The organism is Streptomyces melanosporofaciens, from assembly GCF_900105695.1.
In the GTDB taxonomy this organism is placed as follows: domain Bacteria; phylum Actinomycetota; class Actinomycetes; order Streptomycetales; family Streptomycetaceae; genus Streptomyces; species Streptomyces antimycoticus.
The window spans coordinates 6265791-6285271 of the sequence record NZ_FNST01000002.1 but is presented as its reverse complement, the minus strand read 5'-3'; the positions used below and the strand labels follow the sequence as shown (position 1 = coordinate 6285271).

Here is a 19481-nt window from a genome sequence, read left to right as displayed (position 1 = left end):
GCCTACGTCGCCGGGGCCCCGGCGGCCGTGGGGCCGCCGTCCAGGGCCGCTCCGTCCGCGGCCGCCGCCTTCGCGGCCATGCCGGTCGCGCGCGCTCCGTCCACGGCGCATCCGTCGCCCGTCGCGTCCGGCTGCTCGAACTGGGTGCGGTACAGCTCCTCGTAGCGGCCTCCGGCGGCCAGCAGCGCGGTGTGCGTACCGCGCTCCACGATCCGCCCGCCCTCGACGACGAGAATGAGATCCGCCGCCCGGACTGTGGACAGCCGGTGGGCGATCACCACCGCGGTGCGCCCCTCCAGCGCCTCGCCGAGCGCCTCCTGCACATCGGCCTCCGAGGTGGAGTCCAGATGCGCGGTGGCCTCGTCGAGGATCACCACCCGGGGCCGGGCCAGCAGCAGCCGGGCGATGGTCAGCCGCTGGCGCTCACCGCCGGAGAGCCGGTAGCCGCGCTCGCCCACGACGGTGTCCAGGCCGTCCGGCAGGGACGCGATCAGCCCTTCCAGCCGGGCCCGGCGCAGCACCTCCCACAGCTCCTCGTCGGTGGCCTCCGGCCGGGCCAGCAGCAGATTGGCGCGGATCGAGTCATGGAAGAGGTGGCCGTCCTGCGTGACCATGCCGAGGGTGGCGCGGATGGAATCGGCGGTCAGATCGCGGACGTCCACCCCGGAAAGCCGTACGGCGCCGCCGTCGGCGTCGTAAAGCCTGGGCAGGAGCTGCGCGATGGTCGACTTCCCGGCGCCGGAGGAGCCCACCAGCGCGACCATCTGGCCCGGTTCGGCGCGGAAGGACAGCCCGTGCAGGACCTGGACGCCACCGCGGGTGTCCAGGGTGGCCACCTCCTCCAGGGAGGCGAGGGAGACCTTGTCCGCGGCCGGGTAGCCGAAGTCGACGCGGTCGAACTCGACGGACACGGGCCCGTCGGGCACTGCCCGGGCGTCCGGCTTCTCCTTGATCAGCGGCTCGAGGTCGAGCACCTCGAAGACCCGCTCGAAGCTGACGAGCGCGCTCATCACCTCGACCCGCGCCCCGGCCAGCGCGGTCAGCGGCGCGTACAGCCGGGTGAGGAGCAGCGCGAGCGCGACGACGGCGCCGGGGTCGAGCCGCCCGTGCAGCGCGAACCAGCCGCCGAGGCCGTAGACCAGGGCGAGGGCCAGGGCGGAGACGAGGGTCAGCGCGGTCACGAAGGAGACCTGGACCATCGCGGTCCGCACCCCGATGTCCCGCACCCGCCGGGTCCGCGCGGCGAACTCGGCCGACTCGTCGGCGGGCCGGCCGAAGAGCTTGACGAGGGTGGCCCCGGGCGCGGAGAAGCGCTCGGTCATCTGGGTGCTCATGGCGGCGTTGTGCGCGGCCGCCTCGCGGCGCAGCTTCGCCAGCCGTCCGCCCACCCGGCGCGCGGGCAGCAGGAAGAGGGGCAGGAGCACCAGCGTCAGCAGGGTGATCTGCCACGAGATCCCGATCATGACGACCAGGGTGAGCAGCAGCGTCACCATATTGCCGACCACCCCGGAAAGGGTGTCGCTGAACGCCCGCTGCGCGCCGATGACGTCGTTGTTGAGCCGGCTGACCAGCGCACCGGTACGGGTCCGGGTGAAGAACGCCACCGGCATCCGCTGCACGTGGTCGAAGACGGACGTGCGCAGATCGAGGATCAGCCCCTCGCCGATGTTCGCCGACAGCCAGCGGGTCAGCAGCCCGATCGCCGCCTCCGCCACGGCGATCGCGGCGATGAGCCCGGCCAGCCCGAGCACCGTGTCCTGTCCCGAATGGTGGACGATCGCGTCCACCACCCGGCCGGCCAGCAGCGGTGTCGCCACCGCGAGCACCGCCGTGACCGTGCTCAGTACCAGGAACAGCTGCAGCTGACGGCGGTGCGGACGGGCAAAGGCGCCGATCCGGCGCAGTGTCTCGCGGGAGAAGGGCCGCCGGTCGTCGCTGGCATTGGACGCCTGATACAAGGAATGCCAGGCGGTCACTTCGATGTCCATCACGTACCTCCGAGGTCTCGTGAGGAACGTAGGACTTCAACATAGGTTGAAGTCAACATCCGCCGCCCCGGCGCGCCCGACGGCCGCCTTTCAGCCCTGTGGCGCCGCTCAGGTGTCAGCACTGTGGACGTGCTCGGGCTTCTGCCCTGGGGGCCTGCTGAGGATCGCCGTGCCGCTGGGTCGGCCTCGACCCCGTGGCGTACCGCTGGAGCGGCTTCGGCCCCGTGGCCCGCTCAGGCTCCGAGCCGCTCGCCCTCCGCGATCCGCACCCCGCGCGCCCAATCCGCCGCGAGCATCGGCTTCTTGCCCTGCGGCCGCACCCACGTCAGCTCGACGGCATGGCTGCCGGTGCCCACGAACACGGCCTTCTTGGTCGCCGCCAGCCGCCCGGGCTCCAGATCCGTACGGTCCGCCACCGGCCGCGCCGAGACGACCTTCAGCCGCTCCTCGCGGAAGGTGGTCCACGCACCCGGGGCGGGGGTGCACGCCCGCACCAACCGGTCGACGCGCAGCGCGGGCGCCGTCCAGTCGATCTCCGCGTCCTCGACGGTGATCTTCGGGGCGAGCGAGATGCCCTCGACCGGCTGCGGCACCGGGAGCAGGGTGCCGTTCTCGATGCCGTCCATCGTCGCCTCGAGCAGCCCCGCACCGGCGAACGCGAGCCGGGTCAGCAGATCGCCGCTGGTGTCGGTGGCCCGCACCTCCTCCGTCACCACCCCGAACACCGGCCCGGAGTCCAGCCCTTCCTCGATCTGGAAGGTCGAGGCGCCGGTCATCTCGTCGCCCGCCAGCACGGAGTGCTGCACGGGAGCCGCGCCCCGCCACGCGGGGAGCAGCGAGAAGTGCAGATTGACCCAGCCGTGCGCCGGGATCTCCAGCGCGGCCTTGGGCAGCAGCGCGCCGTAGGCCACCACCGGGCAGCAGTCGGGGGCGATCTCGGCGAGCCGGGCGAGGAACTCCGGGTCACGCGGCTTGGCGGGCTTGAGCACCTCGATACCCGCCTCCTCGGCCCGCTCGGCGACCGGGCTGGCCACCATCCGGCGACCGCGCCCGGCGGGCGCGTCCGGACGCGTCACCACGGCCACCACCTCGTGCTTCTCCGACGCGATCAGCGCGTCCAGAGCGGGCAGGGCGACCTCGGGGGTACCGGCGAAGACGAGCCTCATAGGTGGCGAACTACCTCTCACACAGCGGATACGGCGGAACCTCGGACAGCTCTGCAGTCTATGGTCCGCCGGCCGAGGGGGCGTACGGGCGGACTCCCGCACGCCCCGGACCGTGACCGACGGGCGGGTGCCGCGTTGGTCAAGGCAGATTGACCGCATCGGGCCGCTGCCGCGGCCCGATGCGTTTCCCGCCGCCCACTCGACTCCCCCGCCCCAGCATCAGCCCCCTCCATCCCCTGACCCCCATCCCCCGTCAACGCCCGTTCGAGAGGCTTCTCCATGGCCGACCACGCAACTCATGACGCCCAGGCACGGGCCAGCCTGCACCTCCTGGTCCGGGACATCGAGCGGGTCCGCCGGCAGGTGGACGCGCTGCGCACGCTCACCGCCCAGCTCGGCAATGTCTACCGCCCCCGGCGCACCGGCCCGTCCGCCGGTTTCGTGGTCTACGGACGCGCCCCGGCCCCCACCGTGCGGCTCGCCCAGGAGCTGCGCGACAGCGTCGAGACGCTGGTCACGGCCGCCGTCGACTTCGACCGGTCGCTGGGCTTCTCCTGGGACGCGGTGGGCTCGGCACTCGGCGTCACCAAGCAGGCGGTGCACCGCCGTTACGGCTCCCGCCGGGCCGCCGCGCAGAACGCCCCCGAGGGCGGCGAACCGACCCCGGGCCGTCCGGCCGAGCCCGCCGCCGTCCCCTCGGTGCCCGCCGCGCGCACGGTCCCGCCGCAGTCGACGCCCTCACTCCGCGAGGACCCCCGCCCCAGCCCCTTCCCCGGCCCCCGCCACGGCTGAGACCCGGCTCCCCATTTTTTGAGGCTCGGTTCGCCTCCGGGCGCCTCAGTCTCCCCAGCTACCGCTGGGAGGTGCCCCCTGTCGACGGCCGACCGTGCTCGGTCGCCCACGCGGCGGAGCCGCACCCCAGCCGGGAACAGCCGAGGTCAGCCGGGCCCCAAACCGGGGCCGAGGTCCGCCAATGCCTAAACCGGGACCGGGGCCGGCCAACGCCCAGACCGGTGCCGAGGCCACCCAATACCCAGACCGGGGCCGGGGCCGAAGTCGGCCAATGCGCAAACCAGAGTCAGCCCAGGTCAGCCCCGGTCAGCCAATGTCCAAGGGATCCACCCGCACCGCGGGATCCTTCTCCCCCCTCGCCAAACGGCCCGCCTTCGCCTCCTTGAGGGCCGCCGCGAGGGCGCTGCCCTGGCCGGGGCGTACCCGCAGCAGCGCGCGCTCCCAGACCTCGCCCGGGGGCGGGTCTCCGGGGCGGCGCGGACGTCCGGGAGGCGCCGGGGGAAGCGGGACCGGGCCCAGGGTCTCGGCCCCCTCGGGCAGCCCGGCCGAGGCGATCAGCTCGGCCACCGCCTCCGCGGGGCCGGTCACCGCCGCCATCCGTGAGATCGGCGGAAAGCCCAGCTGGGACCGTTCGGCCAGCTCACGTGCCGCATAACCGGCCGGGTCCCAGCGCACCAGGGCCTGGACGGGCCGCTGCGTCGGCTCGGCCATGATCACCACGGTGCCGCCCCGGCCGTCGCCCCCCTCGCCCCCGTCACCGTGGCCACGGACCAGCGAGGCCGCCTCCAGCCAGTGGCGCAGCGCGTCCTCACCGGCCCGCAGATCGGGGCGGCCGAGCAGGGCCCAGCCGTCGAGCAGCAGCGCCGCGGCGTAACCGCCCTCGGCGACCGGCTCGGCGCCCGGCGTGCTCACGACGAGGGCCGGACGGTCGGGAACGGACGTCAGCACATGGTCACGGCCGGAGGTGCGCACGGGCACGGCCGGAAACGCGCGGCCCAGCTCCTCGGCGGTGCGCCGGGCGCCGACTATGGACGCCCGCAGCCGGACGCCCCCGCATTCACGGCAGTGCCAGGCGGGTTCGTCCCGCCCGCACCATCCGCACACCAGATGCTCCGCGTCCCGCGCCTCCAGCGGGCCCGAGCAGTGCGCACAGCGCGCGGGCTCCCGGCAGCGCTCACAGGCCAGCTTCGGCACATAGCCCCGGCGCGGCACCTGCACCAGCACCGGGCCCCGGGTCAGCGCCTCCCGTACGGTCTGCCAGGCGAGTGTGGGCAGCCGGGCGGCACGGGCCTCCGCGTCCCGGGCCACCTCGCCCTCGTCGACCGTACGGATCAGCGGTGCGGCCGCCCGGACCTGCTCGCGGTCGGCTTCGAGCGGCCGGGCCCAGCCGTTCTCCACCAGCTGGGCGGCCTCGACGGTGCGGCCGAGGTCGCCCAGCAGAAAGCCCGTCTTCTCATGAACGGCGCGCAGCAGCAGCACATCGCGGGCGTGCGGCTGCGGCAGCCGCTCGTCGCTGTGGCTGCGGTCCCCGTCGTCCCAGATCCCCACCAGCCCGAGGTCCCGGACGGGTGCGAACATCGCCGCCCGGGTGCCCACCACGGCCCGGACCGAGCCCCGGCTGACCGCCAGCCAGCGGCGGTAGCGCTCCTCGGGCCCGAGGTCGGCGGTGAGCAGCACATGCCGCCCCGGGCCGCCGAGCACCTCCGTGAGCGCCGCGTCCACCCGCTCGGCGGTCCGCCCGTCGGGGACGACGACGAGCGCCCCGCGCCCGGAGGCGAGCGTGGCGGCCACGGCGGTGGCCCACTCCCGGGGCCAGTGCGGTCCGGGCAGCGCGGTCCATACGGCCCGCGGCCGGTCACCGCGGGCAAGCGCCTCCAGGAACCCGGGCCCGGCCGGATAGCGCGCCCAGCTCCCGGGCGCGGGCGGCTCCGGCGGCGGCAGCGGCGGCGGTGACGGCTCGCCCTCGGCGCGGGCGTTGCGCTTGGGCATGGCCAGCTGCAGCACATCGGCGAGCGATCCGGCGTACCGGTCGGCGACCGCCCGGCACAGCGCCAGCAGCCCCGGCCCCAGCACCGGCTCCGGGGAGACCACCTGCGCGAGGGCGGCCAGCGGACCGCGGTAGTCGGACTCGCCGACGCGCTCGATGATGTACCCGTCGAGCAGCCCGCCCCCCTCGCGCCGCCCCTCGCGCACCTTCCCCGTCCCGGCCCCGAACCGCACCCGCACCCGCACCCCGGGCCGGGCCTCGGCGTCCATCTCGGCCGGCACCGCGTAATCCCACAGCTTGTCGAGGTGGACCGGCCCCTTGTCGACCAGCACCCGCGCCACGGGCAGCTCCCCGGCCAGCTTGGCCCCCCGCCAGGTCCGCGGCCTGGCCCGCTCCCCCTTGGCCTTGCGCACGGTCTCCCGAATGAGCGCGAGCTGCTCCCCGTCCGACGCCTCCGCCGGATCCCTCGGCCGCTCGTTGTCCCTGCTCACAGATCAAGTCTTAGCAGACCGCACGGACAGCGACGGACGCGAAGGCCCGGACGCCGAGGGGGCGTCCGGGCCTTCTCCGAAACCGTGACCGAAGCGGGGGTCCTACAGGCCCGCCGCCGCGCGGAGGGCGTCGACGCGGTCGGTGCGCTCCCAGGTGAAGTCGGGGATCTCACGGCCGAAGTGGCCGTACGCCGCGGTCTGGGCGTAGATCGGGCGCAGCAGGTCGAGGTCGCGGATGATCGCGGCCGGGCGGAGGTCGAAGACCTCGGAGATGGCCTTCTCGATCTTCTCGGCGTCGACCGCGGCGGTGCCGAAGGTCTCGACGAAGAGGCCGACCGGCTCGGCCTTGCCGATGGCGTACGCGACCTGCACCTCGCAGCGCTGGGCGAGGCCGGCGGCCACCACGTTCTTGGCGACCCAGCGCATGGCGTAGGCGGCGGAGCGGTCGACCTTGGAGGGGTCCTTGCCGGAGAAGGCGCCGCCGCCGTGGCGGGACATGCCGCCGTAGGTGTCGATGATGATCTTACGGCCGGTGAGGCCGGCGTCGCCCATCGGGCCGCCGATCTCGAAGCGCCCGGTCGGGTTGACCAGCAGGCGGTAGCCCTCGGTGTCGAGCTTGATGCCGTCCTCGACCAGCTCGTTCAGCACGTGCTCGACCACGAATTCCCGGATGTCGGGCGCCAGCAGCGAGTCCAGGTCGATGTCGGAGGCGTGCTGCGAGGAGACGACGACGGTGTCCAGGCGGACCGCCTTGTGGCCGTCGTACTCGATGGTGACCTGGGTCTTGCCGTCGGGGCGCAGGTAGGGGATGGTCCCGTTCTTGCGGACGTCGGACAGCCGGCGGGAGAGCCGGTGCGCCAGGTTGATCGGCAGCGGCATCAGCTCGGGCGTCTCGTCGCAGGCGTACCCGAACATCAGGCCCTGGTCGCCCGCGCCCTGCTTGTCCAGCTCGTCCTCGTCGCCCTCGACCCGGAGCTCGTAGGCGGAGTCCACACCCTGGGCGATGTCGGGGGACTGTGAGCCGATCGACACCGAGACGCCGCAGGAGGCTCCGTCGAAGCCCTTCTTCGACGAGTCGTAGCCGATGTCGAGGATCTTGTTCCGCACGAGCGTCGCGATCGGGGCGTACGCCTTGGTGGTCACCTCGCCGGCCACGTGCACCAGGCCGGTGGTGATCAACGTCTCGACGGCGACCCGGGAGGTCGGGTCCTCCTTGAGGAGGGCGTCGAGGATGGTGTCGCTGATCTGGTCAGCGATCTTGTCGGGGTGACCCTCGGTCACGGATTCCGAGGTGAACAGGCGGCGGGACACATCGCTCCCTGGGGTTGCAGCGGCTGCTGGCTGATCATGGTCGGACCGCTCGGGAGCTGCGCCCGGTGCGGTTCCTGGGCCAGTTTATCCGGCAAGTCCACCGGTCAAGCATCCCCGTCCCACAGAACGGGCAGGCCCGTGACCGGGAACATACCTTGCCTCAAGCCGAAATACAGCCCCACCCCGCCGTGGCAGGAATGTGTCACGAGCCCGATCGGCCGCAGTACGGCCCCCGCCGAGGGCGTCCGCCGGGCCCCGCCGAGGGCGTCCACCGGGCTCTGCGTGAGGCCCGCCGGACCCCGGCCGAGGCCCCGCCCGGCTCAGCCCGAGGCCCGGGCCGGGCTCAGCCCAGGCGGCGGGCCACCAGGTCCCAGACGGTGTCGGCGAGCGCGCCCTTGGGGCCGTAAGGCACGGGCGTCTCGGTGCCGTCGGCGCCGAGCACCACGGCCTCGTTGGTCTCGGCACCGAAGGTCTTGTGCTCCCCGACCTCGTTCACCACCAGCAGATCGCAGCCCTTGCGGGCCAGCTTGGCTCGGCCGTTGGCGAGCACATCGTCGGTTTCGGCGGCGAAGCCGACCACGATCTGGCCGGGGCGGGCGCGCTCCGCGGAAATCTCGGCGAGGATGTCCGGATTCCGTACCAGGGCGATCGGCTCCGGCTCCTGGCCGTCGCGCTTCTTGATCTTCCCCTCGGCGTAGTGCGCGGGGCGGAAGTCGGCGACGGCGGCGGCCATGACCACGGCGTCGGCGTCCGCGGCGGCCTTGAGCACGGCCTCCCGAAGCTGTGCGGCGGTGCCCGCGCGCACCACATCGGCGCCGGCCGGGTCGGGCAGCTCGCTGTTGGCCGAGACAAGAGTCACGCGCGCGCCCCGGGCGACGGCGGCACGGGCCAGGGCGTACCCCTGCCGGCCGGTGGAGCGGTTGCCGAGGAAGCGCACCGGGTCCAGCGGCTCACGGGTGCCCCCGGCGCTGACCACGACATGGCGGCCGGCCAGATCGGTGGTCCGCGCCTCGGCGCCACGGGCCAGCACCCGGCGGCAGATCTCGAAGATCTCCCCGGGGTCCGGCAGCCGCCCCTTGCCGGTGTCCACACCGGTGAGCCGCCCCACGGCGGGTTCGATGACGATCGCGCCGCGACGGCGCAGCGTCGCCACGTTCTCCTGGGTGGCGGGGTGCTCCCACATCTCGGTGTGCATCGCGGGCGCGAAGACCACCGGGCAGCGCGCGGTGAGCAGCGTATTGGTGAGCAGATCGTCCGCCAGGCCATGGGCGGCCTTGGCGAGCAGATCGGTGGTGGCGGGGGCGATCACGAGCAGATCGGCGGACTGGCCGATGCGGACGTGCGGCACCTCGTGGACGGAGTCCCACACCTCGGTCGCCGCCGGATGCCCGGACAGCGCCGACCAGGTCGCCTCGCCGACGAAGTGCAGCGCCGAGGCGGTCGGCACGACGCGTACGTCATGGCCGGACTCGGTGAGGCGGCGCAGCAGCTCGCACGCCTTGTAGGCGGCGATCCCGCCACTGACGCCCAGGACCACTTTGGGCTTGTCCATCGCTCGGCTCCCCACCGGGTACGTCGTCTGTCGTACGTCCAGTCACGGTACGCCGGGTCGCGTCACGTACCCATGACACACCACGAGCCCGGCAGTGACTGCCGGGCCGTGGGTGAAGCGGTCGAAACCTACTGAGCCGGGCCCTCGATGGCCTCGGAGGTCAGCAGGCCCGCGTTGATCTCGCGGAGCGCGATCGAGAGGGGCTTCTCGTGGACGTGGGTGTCCACAAGGGGACCGACGTACTCGAGCAGGCCCTCACCAAGCTGGGAGTAGTACGCGTTGATCTGCCGCGCGCGCTTGGCCGCGTAGATCACCAGGCTGTACTTGGAGTCGGTGGCCTCGAGCAGCTCATCAATCGGAGGGTTGATGATCCCCTCGGGCGCGGTCATGGGAGAGGACACTCTCTAGCCTTCCTTATAACGCCTCATGGCAAGAGTGAATCGAAGATCAAGCCACTCGCATCAAGGCTAGCAGCTCATTCGCCACGTCCTCGACGGAGGTATTGACCAAGGTCGTATCGAACTCGGACTCGGCCGCCAGCTCGGTTCGAGCGGCCTCCAGGCGCCGCTCGATGACCTCGGGCGCCTCGGTGCCCCGGCCGGTGAGCCGACGCACCAGCTCCTCCCAGCTCGGCGGCGCGAGGAAGACCAGCCGCGCCTCCGGCATGGACTCGCGGATCTGTCGTGCGCCCTGCAGATCGATCTCCAGCAGCACCGGCTCGCCCGCGCCGAGACGCTCCATGACCGCCTCGCGCGGGGTGCCGTAGCGGTTGCCCGCGAATTCGGCCCACTCCAGCAGCTCACCATTGGCTATGAGCTTGTCGAACTCCCCGTCGTCCACGAAGAAATAGTGGACGCCGTCCCGCTCGCCGGGGCGCGGTCGGCGGGTCGTGGCGGAGACCGAGAGCCAGACCTCGGGATGTTCTTTGCGCATATGAGCGACGACCGTGCTCTTACCGACCCCTGAGGGGCCGGAGAGCACGGTCAGTCGCGGTCGTGCGGAGTGTGCTGCCATGGAGCGATTATCCAGGTTCCCGGGAGTGCCTGGAAACGCCGGGCCTCGTCAGCCGGCGGCGCCGCCGAACTCGCGCTCGAGCGACGCGATCTGGTTGGAGCCCAGACCCCGCACACGACGGCTCTCGGAGATGCCGAGCCGCTCCATGATCTGCTTGGCGCGGACCTTGCCGACGCCGGGCAGGGACTCGAGGAGAGCGGACACCTTCATCTTGCCGATGACGTCGTTCTCCTGGCCCTGCTTGATGACCTCGTGCAGGGATGCGCCGGAGTGCTTGAGTCGATTCTTGACCTCGGCGCGCTCCCGGCGAGCCGCGGCGGCCTTTTCGAGCGCGGCTGCGCGCTGTTCAGGGGTAAGGGGCGGAAGAGCCACGCCTACGTCACCTCGGATGTCGAACTGTCGGATATGGACCGGTGAGGAACCTAGTCGCCCCTCACCTGGGGAGCAACGCGCAACGCAGCAGCGCGTTCGCTCTCGTCGGAGACTAGCGGCCGATCCCGCTCCAGTCAGCGAGAACAGACGAAAAGTCCTGGTCAGACTCGCTCGACTCGGACATTTACGGACAAAATAGCCGGGTTATTCGGCCACAGCACGCACTTCCTCAGCCATTCGAGAGGCCGCCGCGACCAGCGACGCGACGTCCGGACCGTGCCGGAGCACCCCCCTGCTGACGCTCGGAACGACATTTTTGATCGCGGGGCCGAAGACCGCCGGAAGATCGGCGGGGGTCGCGCCCTGGGCGCCGATGCCGGGGGCCAGCAGCGGCCCGTCGATCGTCAGATCGACGCACGCCTCCTCCGGCGCCCGGCCCAGCGTCGCGCCGACGACCGCGCCGTACGAGCCGAGGCGGCCCTCGGCGGCCTCGGCCGCGTTCTCGGCCTTGAGCGACTTCAGCACGGTGTCCGCGACGGTCGAACCGTCGGGCCGTACCGCGTGCTGCACCTCGGTGCCCTCCGGATTGGAGGTCAGCGCCAGCACGAAGACGCCCGCCCCCGCCGCCCGCGCCGCGTCCAGCGCCGGGCGCAGCGAGCCGAAGCCGAGGTAGGGGCTGACGGTGACCGCGTCCGAGAACAGCGGGCCGGCCGGATCCAGATAGGCGGAGGCGTACGCGGCCATGGTCGATCCGATGTCGCCGCGCTTGGCGTCCATCAGCACCAGCGCACCGGCGGCCCGGGCGTCGGCGACGGCCCGCTCCAGCACCGCGATGCCGCGGGAGCCGAACCGCTCGAAGAACGCCGACTGCGGCTTGAGGACGGCGACCCGCTCGGCGAGGGCGTCCACGACGGTCCTCGTGAACCGCTCGAGCCCCGCGACATCGTCCCCCAGGCCCCAGTCGGCGAGCAGGGAGGCGTGCGGGTCGATGCCGACGCACAGCGGGCCGCGGGCGTCCATGGCGGCGCGCAGCCGCGTACCGAAGGGGGTGGGGGCAGGGGTCGTCATGGGTCTCTCCTCAGGAAATTCAGCCCCTCCGGCGATCGAGGGAGCAACCCCCAGCCCCTCCGACGATCGAAGGGGCAACCCCCCAGCCCCTCCGGCGTTTGAGGAGCGGGGCCCGGGGGCTCGCCCCCGGTTCGGGAAGGGGCGGGGTGGGGAACAACGCCGCCGGAGGCATTACGCGGCGGCATCGGCGCCGACCGCGTCGGCCAGGGTGTCGTACGGGGATGCCGCAAGCCGCGCGGCCAGCCCGCGGTGGATCTCCCGGCACCAGAACGGGCCCCGGTAGATGAAGGCGCTGTAGCCCTGCACCAGCGTGGCACCGGCCAGAATCCGCTCCCAGGCGTCGTCGGCGGTTTCGATCCCACCGACCCCGACGAGGGTCAGCCGGTCCCCCACACGGGCGTACAGGCGGCGCAGCACCTCCAGGGAGCGCGCCTTCAGGGGGGCGCCGGACAGGCCGCCGGTCTCGGCGGTGAGCCGGGAGTCGGAGGCGAGGCCGAGGCCCTCGCGCGCGATGGTCGTGTTCGTGGCGATGATGCCGTCCAGGCCGAGCTCGACCGCCAGATCGGCGACCGCGTCCACGTCCTCGTCGGCGAGATCCGGCGCGATTTTGACCAGAAGTGGCACCCGGCGATCGGTGACCGTGCGGTCCGCGGCCTCGCGGACCGCGGTCAGCAGCGGCCGCAGATGGTCCACGGCCTGGAGATTCCGCAGTCCGGGGGTATTGGGCGAGGAGACATTGACGACGAGGTAGTCGGCGTGGGCGGCGAGCCGCTCGGTGGAGGTCACATAGTCGGCGACGGCCTCCGCCTCCGGGACGACCTTGGTCTTGCCGATGTTGACGCCGAGCGTCGTGGCGAAGGCCGGGCGCCGGGCGGCGAGGCGGGCCGCGACCGCCGCCGAGCCCTCGTTGTTGAAGCCCATCCGGTTGATCAGGGCTCGGTCGGCGACCAGCCGGAAGAGCCGCCGCTTGGGGTTGCCGGGCTGCGGCTGGGCGGTGACCGTGCCGATCTCGACATGGTCGAAGCCCAGCATGGCCATGCCGTCGATTCCGGCGGCGTTCTTGTCGAATCCGGCGGCGAGCCCGAAGGGCCCGTGCATCCGCAGGCCCAGCGCCTCGGTGCGCAGCGCCGTGTGGCGGGGGGCGAGGACGGCGGCGGCGAACGTCCGCAGGACGGGGACGCGGGCGGCCAGCCGGATCCAGGAGAAGGCCAGGTGATGGGCCTTCTCCGGGTCCATGCGCCGGAAGATCAGGTTGAACAGGAGCGCGTACATGAGGGGCTTTCTGAGCGGAAGCGAAGGGGTGGGCTCATGAAGAGGGGGACACCGGCCGGTGTCCCCCTCCCTCGCCTCACTCCTCGCGGGCGGCGGTCAGATGTTCCGCGTGTTCCTGGAGCGATCGGACGCCGACCGCGCCCCGGCCCAGCGCCTCGATGCCCTGGACGGCGGCCGCGAGCGCCTGGACGGTGGTCAGGCAGGGCACCCCGCGGGCGACGGACGCCGTACGGATGTCATAGCCGTCCAGCCGCCCCCCGGTGCCGTACGGGGTGTTGACGATCAGGTCGACCTCGCCCTCGTGGATGAGCTGGACGATGGTCTTCTCGCCGTTCGGGCCCTCGCCCTCGCTGTGCTTGCGCACCACGGTCGCGTTGATCCCGTTGCGCTTGAGCACCTCCGCCGTGCCCGAGGTGGCCAGCAACTCGAAGCCGAGGCCGACCAGTTCCCGGGCCGGGAAGATCATCGAACGCTTGTCGCGGTTGGCGACGGAGACGAACGCGCGCCCCTTGGTCGGCAGCGCGCCGTACGCCCCGGCCTGCGACTTGGCGTAGGCCGCGCCGAAGACCGAGTCGATGCCCATGACCTCACCGGTCGAGCGCATCTCCGGGCCGAGGATGGTGTCCACCCCGCGCCCGGAGGCGTCCCGGAACCGCGACCACGGCATCACGGCCTCCTTGACCGAGATCGGCGCGTCCAGCGGCAGCGTGCCGCCGTCGCCGCTGGAGGGCAGCAGCCCCTCGGCGCGCAGCTCGGCGATGGTGGCGCCCAGCGAGATCCGGGCGGCGGCCTTGGCCAGCGGTACGGCGGTGGCCTTGGAGGTGAAGGGGACGGTACGGGAGGCGCGCGGGTTCGCCTCCAGCACGTAGAGGATGTCCCCGGCCAGCGCGAACTGGATGTTGATCAGTCCGCGGACGCCCACCCCGCGCGCGATGGCCTCGGTCGAGGCGCGCAGCCGCTTGATGTCGAAGCCGCCGAGGGTGATCGGGGGCAGGGCGCAGGCCGAGTCGCCGGAGTGGATCCCGGCCTCCTCGATGTGCTCCATGACGCCGCCGAGGTAGAGCTCCTCACCGTCGTAGAGCGCGTCCACGTCGATCTCTATGGCGTCGTCGAGGAAGCGGTCGATGAGCACGGGGTGCTCGGAGATCAGCCCGGCGTGCCGCTCCAGGTACGCGGCGAGCGAGGGCTCGTCGTAGACGATCTCCATCCCACGGCCGCCGAGGACGTAGGAGGGGCGGACCATGACCGGGTAGCCGATCTCGGCGGCGATGCCCTTGGCCTGCGCGAAGGAGAAGGCGGTGCCGTATTTGGGCGCGGGCAGCCCGGCCTCGGTGAGCACCCGGCCGAAGGCGCCGCGCTCCTCGGCGAGGTTGATCGCCTCGGGCGAGGTGCCGACGATGGGCACGCCGTTGTCCTTGAGCGCTTGGGCGAGGCCCAGCGGGGTCTGGCCGCCGAGCTGGACGATCACACCGGCGACCGGGCCCGCCTGCTGCTCGGCGTGGACGATCTCCAGCACGTCCTCCAGGGTGAGCGGCTCGAAGTAGAGCCGGTCGGAGGTGTCGTAGTCGGTGGAGACGGTCTCCGGGTTGCAGTTGACCATGACGGTCTCATAGCCCGCGTCATGCAGCGCGAAGGAGGCGTGGACGCAGGAGTAGTCGAACTCGATGCCCTGGCCGATGCGGTTGGGGCCCGAGCCGAGGATGATCACCGCGGGGGTCTCGCGCGGGGCGACCTCGGACTCCTCGTCGTAGGAGGAGTAGAAGTACGGGGTCCTGGCGGCGAACTCGGCGGCGCAGGTGTCGACCGTCTTGTAGACGGGCCGGATGCCCAGCGCGTGCCGCACCTCGCGGACCACGTCCTCGCGCAGCGAGCGGATTCCCGCGATCTGGGCGTCGGAGAAGCCGTGCCGCTTGGCCTCGGCGAGCAGCTCGGGGACGAGCTTGTCGGCGGCGGCGACCTCGTCCGCGATCTCGTTGATCAGGAAGAGCTGGTCCACGAACCACGGGTCGATCCGGGTGGCGTCGAAGACCTCCTGCCGGCTGGCCCCGGCGCGGATCGCCCCCATGACGGTGTTGATCCGCCCGTCGGTCGGGACGGTGGCCTTGGTCAGCAGCTCGGCCTTGTTCCCGGGCTCCCCGGTGAAGTCGAACTGGCTGCCCTTCTTCTCCAGCGAGCGGAGCGCCTTCTGCAGCGCCTCGGTGAAGTTGCGGCCGATGGCCATGGCCTCGCCGACCGACTTCATGGTGGTGGTGAGCCGGGCGTCGGCGGCCGGGAACTTCTCGAAGGCGAAGCGCGGCACCTTGACCACGACGTAGTCGAGCGTGGGCTCGAAGGACGCCGGGGTCTGCTCGGTGATGTCGTTGGGGATCTCGTCGAGGGTGTAGCCGACGGCCAGCCGGGCGGCGATCTTGGCGATGGGGAAGCCGGTGGCCTTGGAGGCGAGCGCCGAGGAGCGGGAGACGCGCGGGTTCATCTCGATGACGATGACCCGGCCGTCCTCCGGGTTGACCGCGAACTGGATGTTGCAGCCGCCGGTGTCGACGCCGACCTCGCGGATGACGGCGATGCCGATGTCCCGCAGGATCTGGTACTCGCGGTCGGTGAGCGTCATCGCCGGGGCGACGGTGATCGAGTCACCGGTGTGCACGCCCATGGGGTCGAAGTTCTCGATGGAGCAGACGACCACGACGTTGTCGTTGCGGTCGCGCATCAGCTCCAGCTCGTACTCCTTCCAGCCGAGGATGGACTCCTCCAGGAGCACCTCGGTGGTCGGCGAGAGGGCCAGGCCCTGGCCGGCGATGCGGCGCAGCTCGTCCTCGTCGTGGGCGAAGCCGGAGCCCGCGCCGCCCATGGTGAAGGAGGGGCGGACCACCACGGGGTAGCCGCCGAGGTCCTCGACGCCCGCGAGGACGTCGTCCATGGAGTGGCAGATGACCGAGCGGGCGGACTCACCGTGGCCGATCTTGGCGCGGACGGCCTCGACGACCGTCTTGAACTGGTCGCGGTCCTCGCCCTTGTGGATCGCCTCGACATTGGCGCCGATCAGCTCGACGCCGTACTCGTCGAGGGTGCCCGCCTGGTGCAGGGAGATGGCGGTGTTGAGCGCGGTCTGGCCGCCGAGGGTGGGCAGCAGCGCGTCGGGGCGCTCCTTGGCGATGATCTTCTCGACGTACTCCGGGGTGATCGGCTCGACATAGGTGGCGTCGGCGATCTCCGGGTCGGTCATGATCGTGGCCGGGTTGGAGTTGACCAGGATGACCCGCAGGCCCTCGGACTTCAGCACCCGGCAGGCCTGGGTGCCGGAGTAGTCGAACTCGGCGGCCTGGCCGATGACGATCGGGCCGGAGCCGATGACCAGGACGGACTGGATGTCGGTGCGCTTAGGCACGCTGGCCCTCCATCAGGGACACGAAGCGGTCGAAGAGGTACGCGGCGTCATGCGGACCTGCGGCGGCTTCGGGGTGGTACTGGACGCTGAACGCGGGGCGGTCGAGCAGCCGAAGCCCCTCGACCACGTTGTCGTTGAGGCAGACATGGGAGACCTCGGCTCGGCCGAACGGGGTGTCGGACGGCGCGTCGAGCGGGGCGTCCACGGCGAAGCCGTGGTTGTGGGCGGTGACCTCCACCTTTCCGGTGGTGCGGTCCTGCACCGGCTGGTTGATCCCGCGGTGGCCGTACTTCAGCTTGAAGGTGCCGAAGCCGAGCGCACGGCCGAGGATCTGGTTGCCGAAGCAGATGCCGAACAGCGGCGTGGAGCGCTCCAGCACGGCCCGCATCAGGGAGACGGGGTGGTCGGCGGTGGCCGGGTCGCCCGGGCCGTTGGAGAAGAAGACCCCGTCCGGGTCGACCGCGTAGATGTCCTCGGCGGTGGCGGTCGCGGGCAGGACGTGCACCTCGATGCCGCGCTCGGCCATCCGGTGCGGGGTCATGCCCTTGATGCCCAGGTCGATCGCGGCGACGGTGAACTTCTTGGTGCCGATCGCCGGGACGACGTAGGTCTCGGCGGTGGCGACCTCGCCGCTGAGGTCGGCGCCCTTCATCTGCGGGGCGGCCTGCACCTTCGCGAGCAGCGTGGCCTCGTCGGCGACAGCCGCGCCGGAGAAGATGCCCACGCGCATGGCGCCGCGCTCGCGCAGATGGCGGGTGAGCGCGCGGGTGTCGATCCCGCTGATGCCGACGACGCCCTGGGCGGTGAGCTCCTCGTCGAGCGAGCGGCGGGAGCGCCAGTTGGAGGGCGTACGGGCCGGGTCGCGCACCACATAGCCGGAGACCCAGATGCGCTGGGACTCCGGGTCCTCGTCGTTGACGCCGGTGTTCCCGATGTGCGGGGCGGTCATCACGACGACCTGGCGGTGGTAGGAGGGGTCGGTCAGGGTCTCCTGGTAGCCGGTCATTCCGGTGGAGAACACGGCCTCGCCGAAGGTCTCCCCCACGGCCCCGTAGGCCCGGCCGCGGAAGGTGCGGCCGTCCTCCAGGACGAGTACGGCAGGGGCGCTGGCGCCCCGGGTGGAGGTCGTCATCGTTCGGCGCCTTCCGTCTGGTTGCTGGGGTTGTTCTGGTCGCTGTCGGAGGTGGTGAGGGCGTCGACCCAGGCCGGGTGCTCGGCGGCGTGGTCGGAGCGGAAGCCCGAGTCGATCAGCTTTTCGCCGAGCTGCCAGGTGATCACCAGCAGCCCGCCCTCGGCGAGGACCTTGCCGGCGATGCCCTTGTCGAGCCGGGCGCCGCGTAGCTGGGCGGCGGGGATGAAGAAGTCCCTGGCGCCCGGCCGAACCACGCTCACGCCCTGGTCGGTGAGGGTGAGCTCGACCCGGCTGCGGGTGCCGAGGCCGTGGGCGACGATCCGGTCCAGCCACTGCCCGGCGGTGGTGGAGCCGTGGTAGCGGCCGCTGAGTGTAAGGGGCTTATTTCCTTTGAGGGTGGTGGCGGGCGACGGGTGGGCGAGCTGCGGGTCACCGGAGTCGGACGGGGCCTGGGGCAGCTCGGGGAGGTCGCCCTGGAGAGTGCCGCGCCACTTCCAGCCCTCGCGCATCAGCCAGTAGACCAGCGCGATGACCAACAGCAGCCCGACGACCCAGCCGATCCGGGCGGCCCAGTCCGTCACGTCCTGCGATTTCTGCTCGGCCGCGAGGCCCGCGAATCCCGCGAGTCCCGCCACCGGATGGTTCACAGAGGTCACGCCAGCTTCCCGTCCACAACCGTCGCCCGGCCCCGCAGGAAGGTGTACGTCACGCGGCCCGGCAGTTCGCGGCCCTCGTAGGGGGTGTTGCGGCTGCGGGAGGCGAAGCCCGCGGGGTTCACCACACCACGGTAAGCGGAGTCGAGCAGGGTGAGGTTGGCGGGCTCCCCGGCGGCGATGGGACGGCCGTGGCCGGTCAGGCGGCCGATGGCCGAGGGCCGCACCGACATCCGGTCGGCGACGCCCGTCCAGTCCAGCAGCCCGGTGTCGACCATGGTGTGCTGGACCACGGACAGCGCCGTCTCCAGGCCGACCATGCCCATGGCCGCGGCGCCCCACTCGCAGTCCTTGTCCTCGTGCGGATGCGGGGCGTGGTCGGTGGCCACGCAGTCGATGGTGCCGTCGGCGAGCGCCTCGCGCAGCGCCATCACATCGGCCTCGGTGCGCAGCGGCGGGTTCACCTTGTAGACGGGGTCGTAGGAGCGTACGAGCTCGTCGGTGAGCAGCAGATGGTGCGGGGTGACCTCGGCGGTGACGTTCCAGCCCTTGGACTTGGCCCAGCGGACGATCTCGACCGAGCCCGCGGTGGACAGATGACAGATGTGCACCCGGGAGCGGACGTGCGCGGCGAGCAGCACATCGCGGGCGATGATCGACTCCTCGGCGACGGCCGGCCAGCCGCCCAGGCCCAGCTCGGCGGAGACGATGCCCTCGTTCATCTGGGCGCCCTCGGTGAGCCGGGGCTCCTGGGCGTGCTGGGCGATGACGCCGTCGAACGCCTTCACATACTCCAGCGCGCGGCGCATGATCACCGCGTCGTCCACGCATTTGCCGTCGTCGGAGAAGACCCGCACCCCGGCGGCGGAGTCGTGCATCGCGCCCAGCTCGGCGAGTTTCTTGCCCTCCAGGCCCACGGTGACCGCCCCGACGGGCTGGACATCGCAGTAGCCGGACTCCCTGCCCAGCCGCCAGACCTGCTCGACGACGCCCGCGGTGTCGGCGACCGGGAAGGTGTTGGCCATGGCGTGGACGGCGGTGAAACCGCCGACCGCGGCGGCCCGGGTGCCGGTGAGGACCGTCTCGGAGTCCTCCCGGCCGGGCTCGCGCAGATGGGTGTGGAGGTCGACCAGGCCCGGCAGCAGGATCTGCCCGGCGACGTCGATCACGGTGGCGCCGTCCGCGTCCAGCCCGGTGCCGACCGCGGCGATGTGCTCCCCCTCGATCAGCACGTCCCGCGGCTCACCGCCGAGCACCTTCGCCCCGCGAAGCAGCGTCTTGTGGGTGTCGCTCAT

General features: G+C 72.1%; 15 protein-coding genes. 1 reads left to right on the top strand and 14 read right to left on the bottom strand.

Going from position 1 to position 19481, the window contains the following annotated elements:
* Positions 1-2 precede the first annotated feature (2 nt).
* Together BLV72_RS30150 and fmt are read right to left on the bottom strand one after the other, a co-directional pair.
* Positions 3-1988, bottom strand: a complete 1986-nt coding sequence (locus tag BLV72_RS30150) for an ABC transporter ATP-binding protein (protein WP_093466183.1) — start codon at positions 1986-1988, stop codon at positions 3-5.
* 233 nt (positions 1989-2221) lie between these two features.
* Positions 2222-3154: a methionyl-tRNA formyltransferase gene (gene fmt, locus BLV72_RS30145; RefSeq protein WP_093466182.1), complete on the bottom strand. Its 933-nt coding sequence runs from the start codon at positions 3152-3154 to the stop codon at positions 2222-2224.
* A gap of 279 nt (positions 3155-3433) precedes the next feature.
* Between fmt and BLV72_RS30140 the strand changes: the two genes are divergently transcribed.
* The gene (locus BLV72_RS30140; protein WP_093466180.1) at positions 3434-3946 is read left to right on the top strand and encodes a hypothetical protein; all 513 of its coding nucleotides are present in this window, start codon (positions 3434-3436) and stop codon (positions 3944-3946) included.
* 306 nt (positions 3947-4252) lie between these two features.
* On the opposite strand, the gene BLV72_RS30135 is transcribed toward BLV72_RS30140, so the two are convergent.
* From BLV72_RS30135 to BLV72_RS30080, 12 genes are all read right to left on the bottom strand, one after another.
* Entirely contained in the window at positions 4253-6424 is a 2172-nt protein-coding gene (locus BLV72_RS30135) for a primosomal protein N' (RefSeq protein ID WP_093466179.1), read from the bottom strand.
* A 102-nt stretch (positions 6425-6526) separates the two neighbouring features.
* Positions 6527-7735: a methionine adenosyltransferase gene (gene metK / locus BLV72_RS30130; protein ID WP_059146770.1), complete on the bottom strand. Its 1209-nt coding sequence runs from the start codon at positions 7733-7735 to the stop codon at positions 6527-6529.
* Positions 7736-8078: 343 nt separating this feature from the next.
* Complete coding sequence (gene coaBC / locus BLV72_RS30125) at positions 8079-9287, bottom strand: bifunctional phosphopantothenoylcysteine decarboxylase/phosphopantothenate--cysteine ligase CoaBC (protein WP_093466177.1); 1209 nt, start codon at positions 9285-9287, stop codon at positions 8079-8081.
* A gap of 128 nt (positions 9288-9415) precedes the next feature.
* Positions 9416-9676, bottom strand: coding sequence for a DNA-directed RNA polymerase subunit omega (rpoZ, locus tag BLV72_RS30120; RefSeq protein WP_020867048.1), 261 nt, complete (start codon positions 9674-9676; stop codon positions 9416-9418).
* Positions 9677-9734: 58 nt separating this feature from the next.
* Entirely contained in the window at positions 9735-10301 is a 567-nt protein-coding gene (gmk, locus tag BLV72_RS30115; RefSeq protein WP_093466176.1) for a guanylate kinase, read from the bottom strand.
* A 48-nt stretch (positions 10302-10349) separates the two neighbouring features.
* Complete coding sequence (locus BLV72_RS30110; protein WP_009713618.1) at positions 10350-10673, bottom strand: integration host factor; 324 nt, start codon at positions 10671-10673, stop codon at positions 10350-10352.
* 204 nt (positions 10674-10877) lie between these two features.
* Positions 10878-11741: an orotidine-5'-phosphate decarboxylase gene (gene pyrF, locus BLV72_RS30105; RefSeq protein WP_093466174.1), complete on the bottom strand. Its 864-nt coding sequence runs from the start codon at positions 11739-11741 to the stop codon at positions 10878-10880.
* A 171-nt stretch (positions 11742-11912) separates the two neighbouring features.
* Positions 11913-13013, bottom strand: a complete 1101-nt coding sequence (locus BLV72_RS30100) for a quinone-dependent dihydroorotate dehydrogenase (protein ID WP_093466173.1) — start codon at positions 13011-13013, stop codon at positions 11913-11915.
* Positions 13014-13089: 76 nt separating this feature from the next.
* Complete coding sequence (gene carB, locus BLV72_RS30095) at positions 13090-16401, bottom strand: carbamoyl-phosphate synthase large subunit (RefSeq protein WP_093466171.1); 3312 nt, start codon at positions 16399-16401, stop codon at positions 13090-13092.
* Positions 16394-17533, bottom strand: a complete 1140-nt coding sequence (gene carA / locus BLV72_RS30090; protein ID WP_093466170.1) for a glutamine-hydrolyzing carbamoyl-phosphate synthase small subunit — start codon at positions 17531-17533, stop codon at positions 16394-16396. Before carA ends, carB begins: the two co-directional genes overlap by 8 nt.
* Entirely contained in the window at positions 17530-18189 is a 660-nt protein-coding gene (locus tag BLV72_RS30085) for a PH-like domain-containing protein (RefSeq protein WP_208905777.1), read from the bottom strand. The genes carA and BLV72_RS30085 overlap by 4 nt, the downstream gene beginning before the upstream one ends.
* Positions 18186-19481 carry a dihydroorotase gene (locus BLV72_RS30080; protein WP_093466169.1) on the bottom strand — a complete coding sequence of 432 codons (1296 nt, stop codon included), beginning with the start codon at positions 19479-19481 and terminating at the stop codon, positions 18186-18188. Before BLV72_RS30080 ends, BLV72_RS30085 begins: the two co-directional genes overlap by 4 nt.